This is a genomic window from Mesorhizobium sp. WSM4848, assembly GCF_055811375.1.
The window spans coordinates 73,089-92,304 of record NZ_JBVVPX010000019.1 but is presented as its reverse complement, the minus strand read 5'-3'; the positions used below and the strand labels follow the sequence as shown (position 1 = coordinate 92,304).

Annotated in this window: 17 protein-coding genes; 11 read left to right on the top strand and 6 right to left on the bottom strand. The window is 64.7% G+C overall.

All coding sequences use genetic code 11. The features are described from left to right. Positions 1-4 precede the first annotated feature (4 nt). The 4 genes from AC0L16_RS18625 to AC0L16_RS18610 are packed head-to-tail and all read left to right on the top strand — an operon-like array spanning position 5 to position 3,283. Complete coding sequence (locus AC0L16_RS18625) at positions 5-886, top strand: branched-chain amino acid ABC transporter permease (protein ID WP_473622424.1); 882 nt, start codon at positions 5-7, stop codon at positions 884-886. Next, positions 883-1,845, top strand: coding sequence for a branched-chain amino acid ABC transporter permease (locus AC0L16_RS18620; RefSeq protein WP_473622423.1), 963 nt, complete (start codon positions 883-885; stop codon positions 1,843-1,845). The genes AC0L16_RS18625 and AC0L16_RS18620 overlap by 4 nt, the downstream gene beginning before the upstream one ends. Continuing rightward, positions 1,842-2,567 (top strand): ABC transporter ATP-binding protein, encoded by a 726-nt coding sequence (locus AC0L16_RS18615; RefSeq protein ID WP_473622422.1) that lies wholly within the window; start codon positions 1,842-1,844, stop codon positions 2,565-2,567. The genes AC0L16_RS18620 and AC0L16_RS18615 overlap by 4 nt, the downstream gene beginning before the upstream one ends. Then, entirely contained in the window at positions 2,564-3,283 is a 720-nt protein-coding gene (locus tag AC0L16_RS18610; protein ID WP_473622421.1) for an ABC transporter ATP-binding protein, read from the top strand. The genes AC0L16_RS18615 and AC0L16_RS18610 overlap by 4 nt, the downstream gene beginning before the upstream one ends. Here AC0L16_RS18610 and AC0L16_RS18605 read toward each other — a convergent pair whose 3' ends face one another. Together AC0L16_RS18605 and pncA are read right to left on the bottom strand one after the other, a co-directional pair. Further along, a complete protein-coding gene (locus AC0L16_RS18605) occupies positions 3,284-4,714 on the bottom strand; it encodes a sodium:proton antiporter (RefSeq protein WP_473622420.1) in 1,431 nt (476 codons plus the stop codon). A 41-nt stretch (positions 4,715-4,755) separates the two neighbouring features. Next, a complete protein-coding gene (gene pncA / locus AC0L16_RS18600) occupies positions 4,756-5,355 on the bottom strand; it encodes a bifunctional nicotinamidase/pyrazinamidase (protein WP_473622419.1) in 600 nt (199 codons plus the stop codon). Between the two features lie 281 nt (positions 5,356-5,636). On the opposite strand from pncA, the gene AC0L16_RS18595 reads away from it, so the two are divergent. The 6 genes from AC0L16_RS18595 to AC0L16_RS18570 are packed head-to-tail and all read left to right on the top strand — an operon-like array spanning position 5,637 to position 12,875. After that, positions 5,637-6,500 (top strand): FAD binding domain-containing protein, encoded by an 864-nt coding sequence (locus tag AC0L16_RS18595; protein WP_473622418.1) that lies wholly within the window; start codon positions 5,637-5,639, stop codon positions 6,498-6,500. A 38-nt stretch (positions 6,501-6,538) separates the two neighbouring features. Beyond that, positions 6,539-9,418 (top strand): molybdopterin-dependent oxidoreductase, encoded by a 2,880-nt coding sequence (locus AC0L16_RS18590; RefSeq protein WP_473622460.1) that lies wholly within the window; start codon positions 6,539-6,541, stop codon positions 9,416-9,418. Then, positions 9,415-10,956, top strand: a complete 1,542-nt coding sequence (locus AC0L16_RS18585; RefSeq protein WP_473622417.1) for a 6-hydroxynicotinate reductase — start codon at positions 9,415-9,417, stop codon at positions 10,954-10,956. The genes AC0L16_RS18590 and AC0L16_RS18585 overlap by 4 nt, the downstream gene beginning before the upstream one ends. 2 nt (positions 10,957-10,958) lie before the next feature. Further along, a complete protein-coding gene (locus AC0L16_RS18580; RefSeq protein ID WP_473622415.1) occupies positions 10,959-11,840 on the top strand; it encodes a UPF0280 family protein in 882 nt (293 codons plus the stop codon). Beyond that, the gene (locus AC0L16_RS18575) at positions 11,833-12,417 is read left to right on the top strand and encodes an amino acid synthesis family protein (protein ID WP_473622414.1); all 585 of its coding nucleotides are present in this window, start codon (positions 11,833-11,835) and stop codon (positions 12,415-12,417) included. Before AC0L16_RS18580 ends, AC0L16_RS18575 begins: the two co-directional genes overlap by 8 nt. Continuing rightward, positions 12,414-12,875: a MarR family winged helix-turn-helix transcriptional regulator gene (locus tag AC0L16_RS18570; RefSeq protein WP_287213474.1), complete on the top strand. Its 462-nt coding sequence runs from the start codon at positions 12,414-12,416 to the stop codon at positions 12,873-12,875. The genes AC0L16_RS18575 and AC0L16_RS18570 overlap by 4 nt, the downstream gene beginning before the upstream one ends. 92 nt (positions 12,876-12,967) lie before the next feature. Here AC0L16_RS18570 and AC0L16_RS18565 read toward each other — a convergent pair whose 3' ends face one another. The 3 genes from AC0L16_RS18565 to AC0L16_RS18555 are packed head-to-tail and all read right to left on the bottom strand — an operon-like array spanning position 12,968 to position 16,829. After that, on the bottom strand, positions 12,968-13,936 hold the full coding sequence (locus AC0L16_RS18565) for a substrate-binding domain-containing protein (RefSeq protein ID WP_473622413.1): 969 nt from the start codon (positions 13,934-13,936) through the stop codon (positions 12,968-12,970). Beyond that, the gene (locus tag AC0L16_RS18560; protein ID WP_473622411.1) at positions 13,933-15,249 is read right to left on the bottom strand and encodes an ABC transporter permease; all 1,317 of its coding nucleotides are present in this window, start codon (positions 15,247-15,249) and stop codon (positions 13,933-13,935) included. Before AC0L16_RS18560 ends, AC0L16_RS18565 begins: the two co-directional genes overlap by 4 nt. Then, the gene (locus AC0L16_RS18555) at positions 15,246-16,829 is read right to left on the bottom strand and encodes a sugar ABC transporter ATP-binding protein (protein ID WP_473622458.1); all 1,584 of its coding nucleotides are present in this window, start codon (positions 16,827-16,829) and stop codon (positions 15,246-15,248) included. Before AC0L16_RS18555 ends, AC0L16_RS18560 begins: the two co-directional genes overlap by 4 nt. 220 nt (positions 16,830-17,049) lie before the next feature. Between AC0L16_RS18555 and AC0L16_RS18550 the strand changes: the two genes are divergently transcribed. Next, positions 17,050-18,081 carry a LacI family DNA-binding transcriptional regulator gene (locus AC0L16_RS18550; RefSeq protein WP_128175732.1) on the top strand — a complete coding sequence of 344 codons (1,032 nt, stop codon included), beginning with the start codon at positions 17,050-17,052 and terminating at the stop codon, positions 18,079-18,081. A 25-nt stretch (positions 18,082-18,106) separates the two neighbouring features. Here the strand turns inward: AC0L16_RS18550 and AC0L16_RS18545 are convergent, their stop codons facing one another. Further along, positions 18,107-19,108 carry an LLM class flavin-dependent oxidoreductase gene (locus AC0L16_RS18545; protein WP_473622410.1) on the bottom strand — a complete coding sequence of 334 codons (1,002 nt, stop codon included), beginning with the start codon at positions 19,106-19,108 and terminating at the stop codon, positions 18,107-18,109. Between the last annotated feature and the right edge of the window lie 108 nt (positions 19,109-19,216).

Below are 19,216 nucleotides of genomic sequence, written 5' to 3'. Positions count from 1 at the left end.
GCCGATGCACTTCGGACCCCATCTTCTCCTCGCCGCCCTCGAAGGCCTCGTCACCTCCGCCGTGCTGGCGCTGACGGCGCTTGGGCTGTCGCTGGTGTTCGGCGTCATGCGTGTCGTCAATGTCGCCCATGGCGAGCTCTTCATGCTCGGCGCCGTGCTTGCCTGGGCAATCTCCACGGCGATTTCAGGCCATCCGGCGCTCGGCTTCCTGGCAGCCCTGGTGCTGGCGCCGCTGATCGTCGGCCTGATCGCGCTGGTCTCCGAACGGCTGGTGCTGCGCCGGCTGAATTACAATCCGGAAGCCACCATCGTCGCCACCATCGGCATGCTCTACATCATCCAGCAACTGGCGCTGACCTTTTATGGTCCGGAGGCACGGCCGGTGGACCCGCCCTTCAGCTACCGCATCCTTTTGCCGTGGTTCGGCTACTCCGGCTACAAGCTGTCGATCATCGCCGCCTCCGCGCTTCTGCTGACGGCGACCTGGTTCGTGCTGACGCGTACGAAAATCGGCCTGGTCATGCGCGCCACGCAATATGACAGCGAAACGGCGCAGGCCTTTGGCATTCCGGTCGACCGCGTCTATGCCGGCGTCTTCGCGCTCGGCGCCATGCTGGCGGCGGTGGCCGCGGTGCTGATCGTGCCAATAAGCCAGGCGCATTACCTGATGGGACAGGACCCGCTGCTCTTGTCGTTCATCGTCGTCATCATCGGCGGTCTCGGCTCGCTGCGCGGCACCGTCGTCGCTGCCGTGCTCATCGGCCTGTCGGACGGCATCATCTCGGTGTTCTTCTCGCCGACGCTGGCCAAGATCATCGCCACGCTGCTGGTGGCCATGGTGCTGGTGTTCCGGCCGCAAGGCCTGTTCGGGACGGCATCGCGATGAAGGAGGCTTCACCGGCAAAGGCCTATGCTTTGCATCTGGGCATCATCGTCCTGCTGTTCGCGCTGAGCTTCGTCCTGCCGGAATATCACCACGGGCTGCTCGCCCGCATCATGGTGCTGGCGGTTTTCGCCATGGGCTACAACCTGCTGTTCGGCTATGTCGGGTTGCTCAGCCTCGGCCACGCCATGTTCTTTTCGGCCGGGCTCTATGGCGCCGGCCTTGCCGTCATCCATCTCGGCTGGAGCGTGCCGGTCGCCTTCGCCGCCGGCCTTGCCTGCGGCGCGCTTCTCGCGCTGGTGATCGGGGTGCTGGCGCTGCGCACTTCCGGTGTCGCCTTCATGATCGTCACCATGATGTTCGCGCAGGTGTTCTATCTCATAATCCTCTATCTCGCGGCCTGGACCGGCGGCGATCAAGGCCTGGTGGTGCCGCAGTCGGCGCGTGTGCTTGTTTTGGGCGACACCTCGCTCGGCCTCACCAATCCGACCGTGCGCTACATGAGCGCGCTGGTCCTGTTCTCGATCGTGCTGCTGGTGACGCTCGCCGTCGTCCGCTCCAGGTATGGCCGTGTGCTGGTCGCCATTCGCGAGAACGAGGAGCGGACCAAAATGCTTGGCTACGACACTTTTTCCAACAAGCTTGTCGCGGTCGTCGTCTCCGGCACCATCTGCGCGGCTTCGGGCGCTGCCTACGCGCTGCTGTTCGGCTATGTCGGCTCGACCTTCGCCTCGGTGCAATATTCCATCCTGCCGCTGCTCTGGGTGCTGCTCGGCGGTGCTGCGACCACGCTCGGTCCGCTGATCGGCACGCTGTTCATGTACTATGTCGTCGACATCACCAGCGGCTACACCTCGGCCTATCTGCTGATCGTCGGCATTGCCCTCATCCTGCTGGTGCTGTTCTTTCCCAAGGGCATTCTCGGCACCATCCGTCAGCGCTGGCTCGGATGGCTGCCATGATGCCGCTGCTGACGACCAAAGGCCTGTCCCGCAATTTCGGCGGCCTGCGCGCCGTCGATGGCGTCGATTTCGCCCTCATGCCGGGCGAGATCCGCGCCGTCATCGGCCCCAATGGCGCCGGCAAGACCACTTTTGTCAGCCTGATCAGCGGCCGCATCCAGCCGTCGACGGGCATGATCGTCTTCGACGGCGCCGACATCACCAACCTGCCGGCCTACGCCAGGGTCCGCCTCGGCATCGCCTACACCTTCCAGATCACCAGCGTCTTCGCCAATCTCACCGCCTACGACAACGTTGCATTACCGGTGCAGCGCACGCTGACCGATGGCCGCTCGAAAGGTGCCGTGCATGTTGGCGTCATGGCGGCGCTGGAGCGCACCGGACTTGCCGACCGCGCCCACATGCCGGCCGGGCAGTTGTCCTATGGCCATCAGCGCCTGCTCGAAGTGGCGATGGGGCTGGCGCTGAAACCGCGCCTGCTGATCCTCGACGAGCCGACGCAGGGGTTGGCCGACAGCGAGATCGACAATTTCATCGGGCTGGTGCGCGAGATCGCCAAAAGCGCCACCGTGCTTCTGATCGAACACAACATGCCGGTGGTCATGCAGCTTGCCGACCGCATCACCGTCTTCAACGCCGGCAAGATCCTGGCCGAAGGCACGCCCGAGCAGGTCCGCGCCAATACGCAAGTGCAGGACGCCTATTTGGGGACGACCGCATGACGCAACCGCGGGCTGAAGCACTGGCCATCTCCGGGCTCGATTGCTTCTACGGCGAGGTCCAGGTGCTCTACGGCCTCGACCTCGTGCTGAACAAGGGCGAGGTGCTTTGCCTGTTCGGCCGCAACGGCGCCGGCAAGACGACGACGCTGAAGGCGATCATGGGCCTCGTTCCCTCACGCGCCGGCTCGATCAGGCTCGACGGCAGGGAATTGAGCGGCCTGCCGGCGCACGACGTGCCGAAGGCCGGCGTCGCCTGGGTGCCGCAGGGCCGGCGGCTGTTCGCCGAGATGACGGTGGCCGAAAACATCGAGATCGGCCTGATGACCCGCGGCAAGGGCAAGGCAACGCGCGAAAACGTGCTCGACCTTTTCCCGCTGCTGCGCCAGCGGCTGAGACAACGTTCCGGCACGCTGTCGGGCGGCGAGCAGCAAATGCTGGCCATGGCACGGGCGCTGTGTCTCGAGCCGCAGGTGCTTTTGCTCGACGAGCCGACCGAAGGGCTGATGCCGTCGATGATCGCAAAAATCCGCGAGACGGTAGCGAAGCTGCGCGACCTTGGCGTCTCGACGATCCTGGTCGAGCAGCGCGTCGATGCTGTGCTGTCCGTCGCCGACCGGGTCTCGTTCATCGAAAACGGCCGCAACCGCGAGACCGTCGATGTCGAGGAGCTTCGCGCCGATCCGTCGGCGGTCCGCCGCTATATCGGCGTCGGCTGATCAGCGAAAGAACAGAAAACCCGCGATCAAAAATATCGGAATCAGCACCGCGCCCGACCACGCCATGTAGCCGAAGAAGCCCGGCATCTTCACGCCGCGATGCCTGGCAATGGCGTAAACCATGAAATTCGGCGCATTGCCGATATAGGTGTTGGCGCCCATGAACACCGCGCCGGCCGAGATCGCCGCCAGCGTCGAGGCGAAGGTGGTCATCAGATGCTGCGGATCGCCGCCGGCGAGCTCGAAGAACACCAGGTAGGTCGGCGCATTGTCGAGGAAGGACGACAGCGCTCCGGTCATCCAGAAATACGCCAGCTCGTTGGGCTCGCCCGTTGGCGAACTGACCAGCGAGACCAGCGGCGCCAGCGCGCCGTCGGCACCGGCCCTGAGAATGGCGATGGCCGGCACGATGCAGATGAAGATGCCGGCGAACAGTTTCGCCACCTCGGCGATCGGCTCCCAGTGGAAGTTGTTCGCCCGCCTGTGGCTCTTGCTTGAGACAGCGAGCGAAAGCAAGGCGAGCGCCAGGATGATCGCGTCGCGCACCAGGTTCTGCAATTCAAGGCTCACGCCCTGGACGGAGAAAGCCACGCCCGGGTTCCAGGTCGCGGAAAGCAGGATCGCGCCGATCACCCCGGCCAGCAGCGGGAGGTTGGCCAGGCCTCGGATGCGCACCTCCGTGTCCGGTGTCGGATCCTTGATCTTCGGCGCGCCGGCCTCGCGGTGATGCAGGATGATGTCCATGGCCAGGAAGACGGCCAGCACCAGGCCGCCGACGAACAATGTCTCCTGATAGAGATTGGCAGCGGTCCAGAAGAAATCGACGCCGCGCAGGAAGCCGACGAACAGCGGCGGGTCGCCGAGCGGCGTCAGCGAGCCGCCGATGTTGGACACCAGGAAAATGAAGAAGATGACGACATGGGCGTTGAACGGCCGGTTGTCGTTGGCGCGCAGGATCGGCCGGATCAGGATCATCGAGGCGCCGGTCGTGCCGATGACCGAGGCGAGCATCGCCCCGATCAGCAGCAGCCCGGCATTCACCAGCGGCGTGCCGTGGATGTTGCCGGCGACAAGGATGCCGCCCGAAATGGTGAACAGCGCAAACAGAAGAATGATGAACGACATGTATTCGGTGAGCAGCGCATGCAGCACCGCCTCTGTAGCCGAAGCCATGCCGAACGCCACCGCCAGCGGCACGACCGCAAGCGCCGCCCAGAACAAGGTGATCTTGCCGTAGTGATGCTCCCAGACCTGGTGGAAGAGCAATGGCCCGGTGGCGATCGACAGAAGCAGGCCGGCAAAGGGCAGCGCCCACCACAGCGACATTGTTTCGCCCGGCAGCGCGTGGGCCTCGGCTGCAAGCGCTATTCCCGGAAACAGGGTGGCGATTGCCACCACAGCGCCCGCCGTCAAAGCCGCCGCAAACCGCATGATGCCCCCTCTGGAATTGTGTCGAGTGCGATCGGTGATGTTCAAGCCAGCGTCACGCCGGCATCGCGCATTCGGTTCAGCATCGTCTCGAGTGAGCCATTGAGATTGATGCCGCGGCAGGCGTCGAGCCGCACCGTGGTGTGGAAACCGTGCTTGACCGCGTCGAGCGCCGAGAAGGCGACGCAGTAATCGGTCGCCAGGCCGGCCAGGGTCAGCGTGTCGATGCCGCGCTCCTTGAGATAGCCGGCAAGGCCGGTCGGCGTCGCATGGTCGTTCTCGAAGAAAGCCGAATAGCTGTCGATCTCCGGGCGGAAACCCTTGCGGATCACCAGTTCGGCCCTGGTCCAGGCCAGGCCCGAATGGAAATCCGAACCCAGGCTGCCCTGGATGCAGTGGTCGGGCCACAGCGTCTGCGGGCCGTAAGGCATCTCAATCGTTTCGAACGGCTGCTTGCCGGGATGACTGGAGGCAAAGCTCGCATGGCCGGCGGGATGCCAGTCCTGCGTCAGCACGACATGTTGGGTCCGCCGGATCAGGTCGTTGACCAGCGGCACGATCTCGTCGCCGCCGGCCACCGCCAGCGCGCCGCCCGGACAGAAATCGTTCTGCAGGTCGATGATGACAAGCGCTTCGTCGGCCATGGAGCCTCCCTCTTGTTTGTCCCGGAGGCATGACCCGAACCGGGAGGTCTCCGGTGTTCGATCCTACCGAAAATGCCGCTGGCGCGACCGGATGCAGAAACTTGACCAGATGGCCGTCTGCGTCAACTCCAACGGCATAACAAATGCGTTCGTCGTGCCGATGCGGGCACCGGAGCAAAACTCTGGCTTTGACAATTCCTGCCGGCTTGATATCATTTGCATACGAATGAATTTGACTGGCTCGGACGCCGGAAGGATTCCCTGTTTTTTGGAAGGCAAGCGTGATCCGTTACGCGAAACCCACCACGGTCGACGAGGCGCTCGCTTTGCTTGGCGAGGCTCGGTGGCGCATCCTTGCCGGCGGCACCGATTTCTACCCGGCACAAGGAGCCGCGCCTTTCCGCGACAATGTCCTCGATATCAACGGCCTGGCGACGCTGCGCGGTATTGCTGAGACCGACAGCCATTGGCTGATCGGTGCGCGCACGACCTGGACCGATCTTGTCCGTCATCCGCTGCCGACGGCCTTCGATGCGCTGAAGCAGGCGGCGCGGGAAGTCGGTTCCGTCCAGATCCAGAACGTCGCCTCCATCGCCGGCAATCTCTGCAATGCCTCCCCGGCCGCCGACGGCGTGCCGGCGCTGCTGGTTCTCGACGCCGAGGTCGAGTTGCGCTCGGTGGCGATGGTCCGCCATCTGCCGCTCGAAAAATTCATCCTGGGGAACCGCCGCACGGGACTGCAGCCGGGCGAAATGGTCACCGCCATCCGCGTGCCGAAAGAAGCGGCCACCGGCACGTCGGCTTTCGTAAAACTCGGCGCGCGCCGCTATCTCGTCATTTCCATAGCCATGGCGGCGGCTTGCTTGACCGTTGAGGATGGCATCGTCGCCAACGCCGCCGTCGCCGTCGGCTCCTGTTCGGCGGTTGCCACGCGCCTTGCAAGTGTCGAAGCAGCCTTGCGCGGCCTCCCGGTCAACGACGCTCTCGTCGCTGCGATCCAGTCCGCACCGATGGACGAGCTTTCGCCGATCGACGACGTGCGCGGCAGCGCCGAATACCGGCTGGACGCCGCGCGCGAGATCGTTGTCCGTGCCGTGCTTGGTGCCGCGGGTCACGCGTCGGATGACAAGGCGGTGGCCGCATGAGCAAAGCTCAGCCTGGCATGACCAAAGCTCAGCCTGACATGAGCGGAGTTCAGCCCGGCATGAGCATGGAGCGCGCCGACATCGCCTTCGAGGTCAACGGCGCCGCCGTTTCCGTCTGCGTGCCGCCGGTTCGCCGTCTGTCTTCGGTGCTGCGTGACGAATTGCGCCTGACCGGCACCAAGGTCGGCTGCGACGCCGGCGACTGCGGCGCCTGCACGGTGCTTGTCGACGGCGAGCCCGTCTGCGCCTGCCTGATGTCTGCAGCTTCTGCCGCTGGCACCGTGGTAACCACGGTCGAGGGTCTCGCCAACCGCAGATTGTCGGCGCTGCAGGCCTCGTTCCTCGACCATGGCGCGGCGCAATGCGGCATCTGCACACCCGGCCTGCTCATCGCGGCGACAGCGCTTCTGGAGAAGAACCCCAATCCAACCGAGGCCGAAACCCAGGATGCGCTGGGCGGCGTCCTCTGCCGCTGCACCGGCTATCGCAAGATCATCGCTGCGGTGATGGATGCTGGACGCTTCGCCAGCGAATTTTCGACGGACGGGGCTGCCCCGTATCCGCCTGCCGGCACCTTCTCCCCGTATGGTGACGGGGAGAAGGGACAAGTTTCTGCGCTGGCGACCCCTTCTCTCGATCTTGACCGCAGAATGCCAATCTCAGGCCACGCCGTCGGTTCCTCTCCAATTCGCCTCGACGGCCTGTCGAAAGTCACCGGCGGCGAAAAATTCGGCGGCGATTCCTTCCCGGCCGATGCGCTGGCGGTGCTGGTAGTCCGCTCGCCGCATTATCACGCCCGCTTCGCCTTCGGCGATCTCGACGCCTGGGTGAAAGCCCATCCCGGCATCGTCGGCGTCTTCACCGCCGCCGACATTCCGGGAAAGAACTGCTTCGGCGTCATTGCGCCTTTTGCCGACCAGCCGGCGCTGGCCGAAAATTTTTCGCGCTTTCGCGGCGAGGCGGTGGCGCTGGTTGCCGGCGAGCGCGAGGCCATCCTCGAACTCGACCTTGCGGATTTTCCTGTTCGTTGGACCGAGTTGCCGCACCTTCTGCAGCCTTGCGAGGCGCAGGCCGGCGGCGCACAACTGATCCACGAGAACCGGCCGGAAAACCTGCTCACATCAGGCTTTGTCGAGCGTGGTGACCCCGACGCCGCCCTTGCCGGCGCCGCCTTCACTGTTTCCGGCGCCATCGACACGTCCTATGTCGAGCACGCCTATATCGAGCCGGAAGCCGGCTATGCCTATATGGACGGCGACACGCTGGTCGTCGTCGCCTGCACGCAGGCGCCCTATATGGACCGCGACGACGTGGCAAAGGTGCTTGGCCTTGCCGTCGACAAGGTGCGGATTGTGCCGACCGCCACCGGCGGCGGTTTTGGCTCCAAGCTCGACGTTTCGTTGCAGCCGCTGATCGGCCTGGTCGCGATGAAGACCGGGCGGCCGGCGGCACTCGCCTATACCCGCAATGAATCGATGATCTCGACCACCAAGCGTCACCCCGCCGAAATGAAGGCGACGATCGGCGCCGATGCCGATGGCCGCGTCACCGGCATGGTCTTCACCGGCGATTTCAACACCGGCGCCTATGCGAGTTGGGGACCGACCGTCGCCAACCGCGTGCCGGTGCACGCCTCCGGTCCCTATGCGACGCCGAACTATCGGGCCGAAGGCCGCGCCATCCACACGAATGGCCCGATCTCCGGCGCCTTCCGCGGTTTCGGCGTGCCGCAGGCGACGATCGTGCAGGAAACGCTCTATGACGAATTGGCCGAAAAGCTTGGGTTGGATCGGCTCGATTTTCGCGTGAAAAACTGCCTTCGAAACGGCTCCGAAACGGTTACGGGCCAGAGGCTGGAATCAGGCGTGGGCATCGCCGAGTGCCTCGAAGCGCTGCGGCCGCATTGGACGCGTGCGCTTGTCGATGTCGATACATTCAACAGTGCCAATGACAGCAGGAAACGCGGCGTCGGCGTCGCCTCCTGCTGGTACGGCTGCGGCAACACCTCGTTGCCCAATCCGTCGACCATCAGGGTCGGCATCTCGGCTGAAGGCGATGTCGTCCTGCATCAGGGTGCGGTCGATATCGGGCAAGGCTCGAACACAGTCATTGCCCAGATCTGCGCCGACGCGCTCGGCCTGCCGCTGGAAAAATTCCGCCTGAAAAGCGCCGACACGGCGATGACGCCGGACGCCGGCAAGACGTCCGCCTCGCGCCAGACCTTCGTGACCGGCAAGGCCGCCGAAAAGGCCGGCCGCGCCCTGCGCGAGACGATGCTGCGCTTCGCCAATGTGTCGGAGAAGGCGCCGATCGCTCTGAATGGCACCAGCCTCGTCATCCGCGAGGGCGAAGCGACGCGGCATATCGATTTGTCCACGCTGAAGGCCGATGCCGACGGCTTGGTGTTTCGCGCCGAGGAAAGTTATGACCCGCCGACGCTGCCGCTCGACGCCAGGGGCCAGGGTAAGCCTTATGCCGTCTATGGCTACGGCGCGCAGATCGCCGAACTGGAGGTCGACCTCAAGCTCGGTACGGTCAAGCTGGTCAAGATCACCGCCGCGCATGATGTCGGCAAGGCGATCAATCCGCTGCTCGCCGAAGGCCAGATCGAGGGCGGCATCGCGCAAGGCATCGGCATGGCGTTGATGGAAGAATACATCCCCGGCCGTACCGAGAATCTGCACGACTATCTGATCCCGACGATCGGCGACGTGCCGCCGATCGAGACCATCCTGATCGAAGTTCCGGATCCGGAAGGACCCTTTGGCGCCAAGGGCTTGGGCGAGCATGTGCTGATCCCGACGGCGCCGGCGATCCTCAATGCCATCCGCCATGCCACCGGTGTTCTGGTCTGCAAAATTCCGGCGACGCCGAGCCGTATCCGCGCCGCGATCCGCGACAACGAGGCACGCCGATGAGCGAGCTTGCCGAACGCTTCGAGACGCATGATCCCGGCGAGAAGCAGGTGGCGGAAAAGATCCGCTGCGATGCCTGCCCGGTCATGTGCTACATAGCAGATGGCCGCACCGGCGCCTGTGATCGCTACGGCAATGTCGGCGGCAGGATCGTGCGGATGGATCCGCTGACCATCCTGGACCACGCGACCGAGGCCGGCGGCGCGGTCGTGCCGTTTGTCGCCGAGGGCGAAGAATGGGACGGCGAACTGGTCAACACCGGCCGCCGCTTCGTCACCGCGATCGGCGCCGGCACCACCTATCCCGACTATAAGCCGGCGCCGTTCATCGTCAGCCAGGAGGTCGAAGGCATCGATCTCGTCACCGTCGTCACCGAGGGCATCTTCTCCTACTGCGGCGTCAAGGTGAAGATCGACACCGACCGGCACATCGGCCCCGAAACGGCGACGGTGCGCGCCGGAGGCGAGGCGATCGGCCATGTCACGACAGGCGAATATGGCTCGCAGATGCTGTCGCTGGGCGGCGTGCATCATCTGACCGGCGGCTCCAAGGCCGAAGGCCGCGCCACCTGCGATGCGCTGCTCAATCTATGCAACCGCAAGCCGGTCGAGCTCACCATCGACGGCGGCGCTGTGGTCGTCGTGGAAGCCGGCAAGCCGCCGGTCATCGACGGCAAGCTCGAGCAGCGGATGCGCGTCGGCTGCGGCTCGGCCACCATCGGCATGTTCGCCACCCAATGGCGCGGCCTGGTCGACGAGGTGGTGGTGGTCGACGACCACATCACCGGCGTCGTCTCCGAGCATCAGGCAGGCAAGGTGCTCGGCTGGCAGGACACCGGGATAAAGATCGTCGGCCGCCGTTCGACGCCGGGCCGCTATTTCAAGGTGTCGGAGCCCGGGCTCGGCTGGGGCGGCACCAGTATTTCCGACCCGCTGTCGATCCTTGGTGAGTGGAATGCGAAGAAGGGCGCGCGTCCCGGCCTGTCGCTGCTGATGGTCTCGACCACCGGCGAGCAGTTCGCCTATTACGAGCTCGACGACGCGCTGAGGCCGGTGCAGAAACCGTTCCCCGAGCGGCTGCAGAAATCCGTCGGCCTGATCGAGGACAATTGCGAGCCGGCGCTATGCACCGTGCTGTTCGTCGGCGGCGCCGGCGGCTCGCTGCGCGCCGGCGTCACCGAGAACCCGGTCAATCTGACCCGCTCGGTGCAGGGCCTGACGACTTATGTGACGGTCGGCGGCGCGCCGGTCTATGTCTGGCCGGGCGGCGGCATCACGCTGATGGTCGACGTCACCCGCGTGCCGGAAGGTGCCTTCGGCTATGTGCCGACGCCGGCGCTGGTGGCGCCGATCGAGTTCACCCTGCGCCGCGACGACTATGTCAGGCTCGGCGGCTACGAAGCCGAAATCCGCAGCGTTGACGACATTTTGGCCAAAGGCGGCGAATATCTCAACCCGCGCCGGGGCACTGGCGCGCCGGCCAGCAATCCTTGGCCGCCGCTGGCGCAGCTGCGGCGAGCAGCGGCAGACGGGGCCAAGTAGTGATGAACGGCCCGCAGGTACATTGGCTTGAGGACGGCAGGCGGCTGCATCTCAATCATGGCCCGATCGACCTGATCGTCGAGGCATTCGGCGATGCGGACGAACGCCGCGCCGCCTATGGCCAGGCGGTGGCGCGGTTTCAAACAATCTTGCAGGAACTCGTCGACGAACTGCCGGAACTGCGCCGCCCGGCCTCGTCGCGGCCACGTGCTTTCGCCGGAACGACGGCGCGACGCATGGAAGCAGCGGTTGTTCCGCTGGCAAAACAATTCATCACGCCGATGGCTGCGGTCGCCGGTTCGGTAGCCGACGAAATGCTTGGCGCGCTGCTGGCCGGTCGCCGGCTCGATCGCGCCTATGTCAACAATGGCGGCGACAGCGTGATCCATCTCGGCAATGGCCGGTCCATGACTCTTGCCATCGCCGGGACAGGTCATGGACTGGCAGACAGGATCACGATCCGCGCCGAAGACGGGATCCGCGGCGTCGCGACCAGCGGCTGGCGCGGCCGTTCCTTTTCGCTCGGCATCGCCGACGCAGTCACCGTGCTGGCGCGGACCGGTGCTGAAGCCGACGCCGCCGCGACCCTGATCGCCAACGCCGTCGACCTGCCCGGTCGCCCCGCCATCGAGCGCGTGCCGGCGCGCGATCTGGCGCCTGACAGCGACCTTGGCGATCGACTGGTCACCCAAGCCGTCGGCGCGCTTTCATCAGGCGAAATAGCCGCCGCGCTCGACAGTGGGATCGCCGTCGCCGAAGATTTTCGGCGACATGGCCTGATTGCCGCTTCAGCCTTGTTCCTTGCCGGTCAGGCACGGATCGCCGGTTCCATGGCGCTCGTTGCGCCCAACGAGAAATCAAGGAAGGAAATTGCCCATGCCTGAGTTTGCGATCCGCAAGATTGCGGTGCTGACGGAGGAGATATTTCATGAGGGCGGGCCGGTGGCGAAGGTGCCGCGCCGCCGCGCCGCCGCCATGGCGGTGGTGAAGAACCCATTCGCCGGCCGTTACGTGGAAGGCCTCCAGAGCGCCATGGATGATCTGAAGCCGCTCGGGCTGCTGCTCTCCGACAAGCTGATTGCCGCATTGGGTGGCGGCGTGAAACAGATCGACGGCTACGGCAAGGGCGCCATCGTTGGTATCGCCGGCGAACTGGAGCATGGCGCGCTGTGGCATGTGCCTGGCGGCTATGCCATGCGCGAGCGGCTCGGCGACGCCAAGGCGATCGTGCCATCGGCAAAAAAGGTCGGCGCCTTCGGCTCGCGGCTCGACGTGCCGCTCGGCCATATCAACGCCGCCTATGTGCGCAGCCATTTCGATGCCATGGAGGTCGGCATCAGCGACGGGCCTCGTCCCGACGAGATCCTGTTCTGCCTCGCCATGACCTGCGGCCCGCGCGTGCACGACCGCATGGGCGGCCTCGCGGCGAAAGACATCAAGGCATGGGACGGACTGCGGTGAGCGCCGAAGACGTCAAGCTCAAGCTGGTCGAGGCCGAGGAGCCCGACGAAAACGACTATCGTTTGCAGGAGCAGGTCGGCTTCATCCTGCGCAAGGCGCACCAGCGTCACGTCTCGATCTTCGCTGCGCACATCGCCGACCTGACGCCGCCGCAATTCGCCGCCCTGGCCAAATTGCACGATGTCGGCGAGACCTCGCAGAACCAGCTTGGCAGCCTGATCGCCATGGACGCGGCGACGGTGAAAGGCGTCATCGACCGGCTCAAGGCGCGCGGCCTTGTCGAGCTTTCCAAGCATGAGGTCGACAAAAGGCGCCTGCTGGTCAATCTGACCGCTGAAGGCCGTAAGGCTGTCGAGCGGCTGATCCCGATCGCCCGCGACATCACGCAGGAAACGCTGGCGCCGCTTTCGGCCAAGGAGGCCGCGATTTTCATGAGGCTTTTGGCCAAGCTGGCGTGAGCGCGGCCCTGGTCAGCGCTGCCCCTCACCTGCCTGCCGGCATCCTCTCCCCGTAGAACGGGGAGAGGGGCGCCGTCATCGACGACTTCGTCTCAGAGCCCGTGCTCCTTCAGGATCTGGGCGGCATTTTCCTTGGTGATCTTCTGCGTCGGCAGCGTGATGGTCTTTTCGATCTTCTCGCCGTTCAGGAACTTGATCGCCTGCCGCAGCCCTTCGGCACCCGGTGTCACATAGGTGAACGTCGCCGTCAGCTCACCATTGGCGACAAGCTGCACGCCTTCATTGGGCAAGCCGTCGATGCCGATGAACTTGATGTCCTTCTCGCGGCCGACATCCTTGGCAGCAAGATAGGCGCCGTAGGCCATCGGGTCGTTATGACCATAGACAAGGTCGATCTTCTCGTTGTTGCGCAGCGCCGTGGCCATGATGTTGTAGGCCTGGTCCTGTTTCCAGTCGCCCGACTGCTGGTCGAGCAGGTATTTTATGCCCGGCTCCTTGTCGGTGAATTCATGGAAGCCTTCATGGCGGTCATGCGCCGGCTGGGTGCCCATACCGCCCCAGATCTCGACGACATTGCCTGATGCCTTGCCCTTGCCGCCGAGCAACTCGACCGCGTATTCACCGGCAGCCCGGCCGATCAGCTTGTTGTCGCCGCCGACGAACTGCGTGTAGTCCTTGGTCTCGACGTTGCGGTCGAGCACGAAGACCGGGATCTTGGCGTCGATCGCCTGCTGCACGACGCCGGTCAACCCCGCGGATTCCTTCGGTGACACCAGCAGCGCATCGACTTCCTGGCGGATCAGGTTCTCGACATCGGCGACCTGCTTTTCCGTCTTGTCCTCGCCGTCGGTGATGATCAGCTCGACTTCCGGATGCTTGGCGGCCTCCGCCAGAATGTCCTTGTTGAACTGGGCGCGCCACGGCTCGATGGTCGTCACCTGCGAGAAGCCGATCTTCCACTTCTTGTCCTGCGCGTAGGCGTTGCCGCTGGTCAGCAGCGCGGTCGTGGTCATGAGCGCCGCGGTGACAGCGGCAAGCTTCAGCAATTCACGTCGTTTCATTTCTTGTTTCCTCCAAGATTTAGAGACGGGGTCTCTTTCGACGGCCGCTTTGCTGCGGTCGTTTCCTTGTGCGCCGTTTTTCCAAAGGGCAGACGCAGATAGAAGAGAAGATCAACGGCATTGCGCTCCTGCACGAGCACGGTGCCAATGATGATCATCCCCTTCAGCACGAGCTGAAGGTTCGAATTGATGTTGTGCAATTGCAGGATGTTCGAGAGCAGCCCGAAGATCAGCACGCCGCAGAATGTACCGATGAGGCTGCCGCGTCCGCCCATCAGGCTGGTGCCGCCGATGACCACGGCGGCGATGGCATCGAGCTCCAGCCCGGCTCCGGCGTCCGGCTTGCCTTGCCTGTATTGCGCGACATAGAGCACTGCCGCCACGCCGGCCAGCAGCCCGGACACGGCGTAGGTGGCGATCTTGACGCGGCCGGCGGCAATGCCGGACAGCCGCGCGGCCTCTTCGTTGCCGCCGATGGCGTAGACATAGCGGCCGAACGGGGTGAAGCGCAGCACGGCGCCGTAGATCAGGATCGCTCCGAGGAAGAACAGGCCCGGCATCGGGATCACGCCGAACACCAGCGAGCGCAGCATTTCGAAATCGGCGGTGGCGTTCGACCCGGTGTAGACCGGCAGCACCGCATTGTTCTGGCCGGCGGTCAGCCGGGCGATGCCGAGCGCAGTCACCATCATCGCCAGCGTGACGATGAAAGGTTGCAGCCGCCCGGCGACGATGATGAAGCCGTTGAGCGCGCCGAACAGCAAGCCGACGCAAGGCGCCACCAGCAACACGCCGAGCACGCCGAATTTCGAGCCGACCTGCGGCAGCAGGAACCACAGCACGAGACTGCAGAGGATCACCCCGACAATGCCGGGCGTGACCAGCCCACGAACGCTGTCCAGCCTGATGGCGTGGGTGGCCTGCGGGCCGGCGCGCGATTTTTCGATGTTCAGGAAGATGAAGCGGGTGATCAGGATGCCGAGGCAAAGGGCGACTACGGCAACCGTCGGCATCCCCAGCACCACCGCCGGCGTGACGCCGGGAACCGTCAGCAGCATGGCGCAGACCACGGTGCAGATCGCCATCAGCGAGCCGACGGAAAGATCGATGCCGCCGGTGATGATAACCGCCGTCATCCCGGTGGCGATCAGCCCGGTGGTCGACACCTGGCGCAGCACATCGAGCAGATTGCCGTAGGACAGGAAGATGTTGTTGCCCTTGGAGCTGATCGGCGAGCCCAGCACGCCGATCAGGAAGATGGCGATCAGGCCCCAATAGAGCTTCGTCCGGGACAGGATGTTCAAAATGCTCATGCTGCGGGTCTCGCCATGGTCCGGCGCGGCGCCGCGAGCCGCATGATGGCCTCCTCGCTGGCTTGCGCGCGGGAAAGGATTCCCGTCTGGCGACCATCGGCCATGACCAGGATGCGGTCGGACAGATGCAGCAGCTCCGGTAATTCCGAACTGATGACGGCGATGGCGAGGCCGTCTCGCGCCAGCTTGAAGATGAGGTCGTAGATCTCCCGCTTGGCGCCGACATCGATGCCGCGTGTCGGCTCGTCCAGCAGCAGCACCCGCGGCCGCGTAGCCAGCCACTTGCCGATGACGACCTTCTGCTGGTTGCCGCCGGACAGTGTGCCGGCCGGCTGCTCGATGGTCCCGCAGCGAATGCCGAGCGCCTTGACCGCTTGCCGCGCCAGGCCTTGCTCGGCGGCCCGCGAGCGAAGGCCGAACCGCGCCAGCGCGCCGACCAGCGGCAGCGCGACATTGTCGGTGATCGAGGCCTGAAGATGCAGGCCCAGCGTCTTGCGGTCCTCGGTCACCAGGGCGATGCCGAGCCGGCGTGCGTCGCGCGGCGAAAGGATTTCCACCGGCTCGCCGTCGAGCCGGATTTCGCCGCCGACGCGGCCGCCGCTGGAGCCGAAGATGGTCTCCAGGATTTCGGTGCGTCCGGAGCCGAGCAGTCCGCCTATCCCCAGAATTTCGCCTTCGGCAAGATCGAAGCCGACGCCGTCGAGCGCGGTGCGCCAGCCGTGGCGGTCTGGTTTCGACAGCGATAGGCCGCTTACCGAGAGGACGACCTTGCCGCTGGGACCACGCTCTCCGTGGGAAGAGGCAAGCAGGTTGCGCCCGACCATCGCCGAAATGATGCTGTCTTCATCGAGCTTTGCCATCACCTCGGTCAGCACGCGGCGTCCATCGCGAAACACGGTGACCCGGCTGGCCAGATGCATGACCTCGTCGATGCGGTGCGAGATGTAGACGATCGCCACGCCGTTGTCGGCGAGCTGGCGGATGATCCGGAACAGCCTCTGGCATTCGGCCGGCGAAAGCGCCGAAGTCGGCTCGTCCATGATCAGGATGCGCGCCGACATCGACAGGGCCTTGGCGATCTCGACCAGCTGCTGCTCGCCGACACGCAGGCTGCCGACCCGCGCTTCCGGGTTGAGCTCGATGCCGAGCCTCTGCAGCAGGGCGCCGGCGGCATGGCTGCTTGCCTTGCGGTCGACGATAAGTCCGGCGATCAGCTTCTCGCGCCCCAGGAAGATATTATCCGCAACGCTGAGCTCGGGGACGAGATTGAGTTCCTGGTGGATGATGGCGATGCCGGCATGCTCGGCGTCGCGGACGCCGGCGAAACGGACCGGATGGGCATCGACGTTCACCGTTCCGTCGTAATCCGTATAGATGCCGGAGAGGATTTTCATCAGCGTCGACTTGCCGGCGCCGTTTTCCCCCATCAGCGCATGGATCTCGCCGCGCCGCAGCTCGAAGCCGACATCGGCAAGCGCGGCGATGCCGCCGAAGGTCTTGGAGATGTGCTCGGCGCTCAGAACGACAGCCGAGCGGTCGGCGGCGGCATCTCCGGACGTGATGGAATTGCCATGCTCCATGACAAGAACGGCCTCCCTTCCGTCGTCGTCGAACATCTCAAACGCTAATCTAAACGTTTCGAACATGTCAAGTCGCTATCTGGATGAGGCGGGATTGATGCATTTCAATTCTTGCGCAAATCTGCAGGATTCCGTAGGTATTGCAGGCAGAGGGCAATGAAACGTTTCGAAAATGATGGCGTCAGGGCGAAAAAAGCAGCGCAAATCCACGGCCCCGACCATGCTGCACGTGGCTGAAGCGGCGCGTGTTTCGGTCGCCACCGTCTCGGCGCTGATCAACGGCACCGCAACCGTCAGTCCCGAGCTCAGCCAGCGCATCGAACAGGCGATCCGCGACATCGGCTACAAGCGCAACGCGATTGCGCGCAGCCTGAAGATGGGCACGACCCGCACCATCGGGCTTACCGTTCCCCACATCACCAATCCGTTCTTCACCGATGTCGTTTCGGTCATCCAGCAGGCATTCGACCGCGCCGGCTATGCCGTCATGCTGTGCTGCACGGACGAGGACCTGAACACGCAGGACGACCAGATCAGGCTGCTGCTCGACCGGATGGTCGACGGACTGATCGTTGCGCGCGTCGGCGACGGCGCGATCCTGAAGAGAATAGTCGACGACGCCAACGTGCCGGTGGTGCTGCTCGACCGGGTTTGCGAAGGCGTCGATACCGACGCGGTCGTTCTCGACAACCAGCGCGCGGTGTTCGACGCCATCACCTATCTGATCGATCTCGGCCACCGGCGGATAGGCTACATCTCCGGGTCGTTCGACATATCGCCCATGCATGACCGCATGACGGGATATCGCGAGGCGCTCCAGGCAGCAGGCCTGCCGGTCGAGAACGAGCTTGTCCGCTTCGGCAATTTTCACGAAGTCGACGGCTACAACGCGACGATGCAGCTGCTTTCGCTGCACGACCGGCCGAGCGCGATCTTCTCGGCCAACAACCCGATGGTGATCGGCACCATGAAAGCGATCCGCGATATCGGGCTGTCCTGCCCCGAGGACATTTCGGTTGCCTGCTTCGACGATTTTCCGTGGTCGGACGTGTTCCAGCCGCAACTGACCACGGTCGCACAACCGGTCAAGGCGATTGGTGAGCAGGCGGCCAATCTGCTGCTCGACCGCCTCGCCGGAAACAGGGACGCGCCGCCGCGCAAGCTGACGCTCAAGGGACGCCTGATGATCCGCAATTCATGCCGGCCACTGGGCGCGCCCCTGGGGGCGATCGCACAAAGCGTCAGCGCGTAACGCGCCTTCGCAGTCTCGCAAAAATTCAGGCCGCGTCCGACAGCGATTTGTGGACGTCGGCCAGGATCTCGAAGGATCGCACCCGCGCTGCGTGGTCGAAAATCTGCGCGGTGACCATCAGCTCGTCGGCGCCGGTGCGCTGCACGAACGCCTTGATGCCTTGCCCGACCGTTTCCGGGGCGCCGACGACGGCGCAGGACAGCGCCTGGCCAAGCATGGTTTTGGCCATCGGGTCGAGGTCGCGCTCATATCCGTCGACCGGCGGCGGCAAGCGGCCGGGCCGGCCGGTGCGAAGATTGACGAAGGCCTGCTGCAGCGAGGTGAACAACAGCCGCGCCTCGGCGTCGGAGGGCGCCGCGAACACGTTGAGGCCGAGCATGACGTAGGGCTTGTCGAGTTGCTTCGACGGCTGGAAGCGCGAGCGGTAGATCTCCAGTGCGTGGTCGAGTTCGGCCGGTGCGAAATGCGAGGCGAAGGCGTAAGGCAGGCCGAGCATGGCGGCGAGCTGCGCGCCATAGAGGCTTGAGCCCAGAATCCAGATCGGCACCTGCTCGCCCTCGCCGGGCACGGCGCGGATACGCTGACCGTCTTCTGCCGGCTGGAAATAGCCCATCAGCTCGACGACATCCTGCGGGAAACTGTCGGCGCCTGCCTCAAGGTTGCGGCGCAGCGCGCGCGCCGTGCCCATGTCGGTGCCCGGCGCCCGGCCGAGGCCGAGGTCGATACGGCCTGGATGCAGCGCGTTAAGTGTGCCGAACTGCTCGGCGATGACCAGCGGCGAATGGTTCGGCAGCATGATGCCGCCGGCGCCGACGCGTATCGTCCTGGTGCCGCCGGCGACGTGGGCAATGACGACGGAGGTGGCGGCGCTGGCGATGCCCGGCATGTTGTGATGCTCGGCCAGCCAATAGCGCCTGTATCCCAGCCGCTCGGCATGGCGGGCGAGATCGAGCGAATTGGCGAGCGATTGCGAAGCGTTGCTGCCTTCGACGATCGGCGACAGGTCGAGAACGGAAAGAGCGGTCATCGGCGGGGATCCTGTGGACGGGAAGGATGTAGGAATCGACCGCGACGGCCGCAAATTCAAAAAATTGAACTGACACCGCGCGTCAAAGCAGGCGCAAAGGACGCTCCG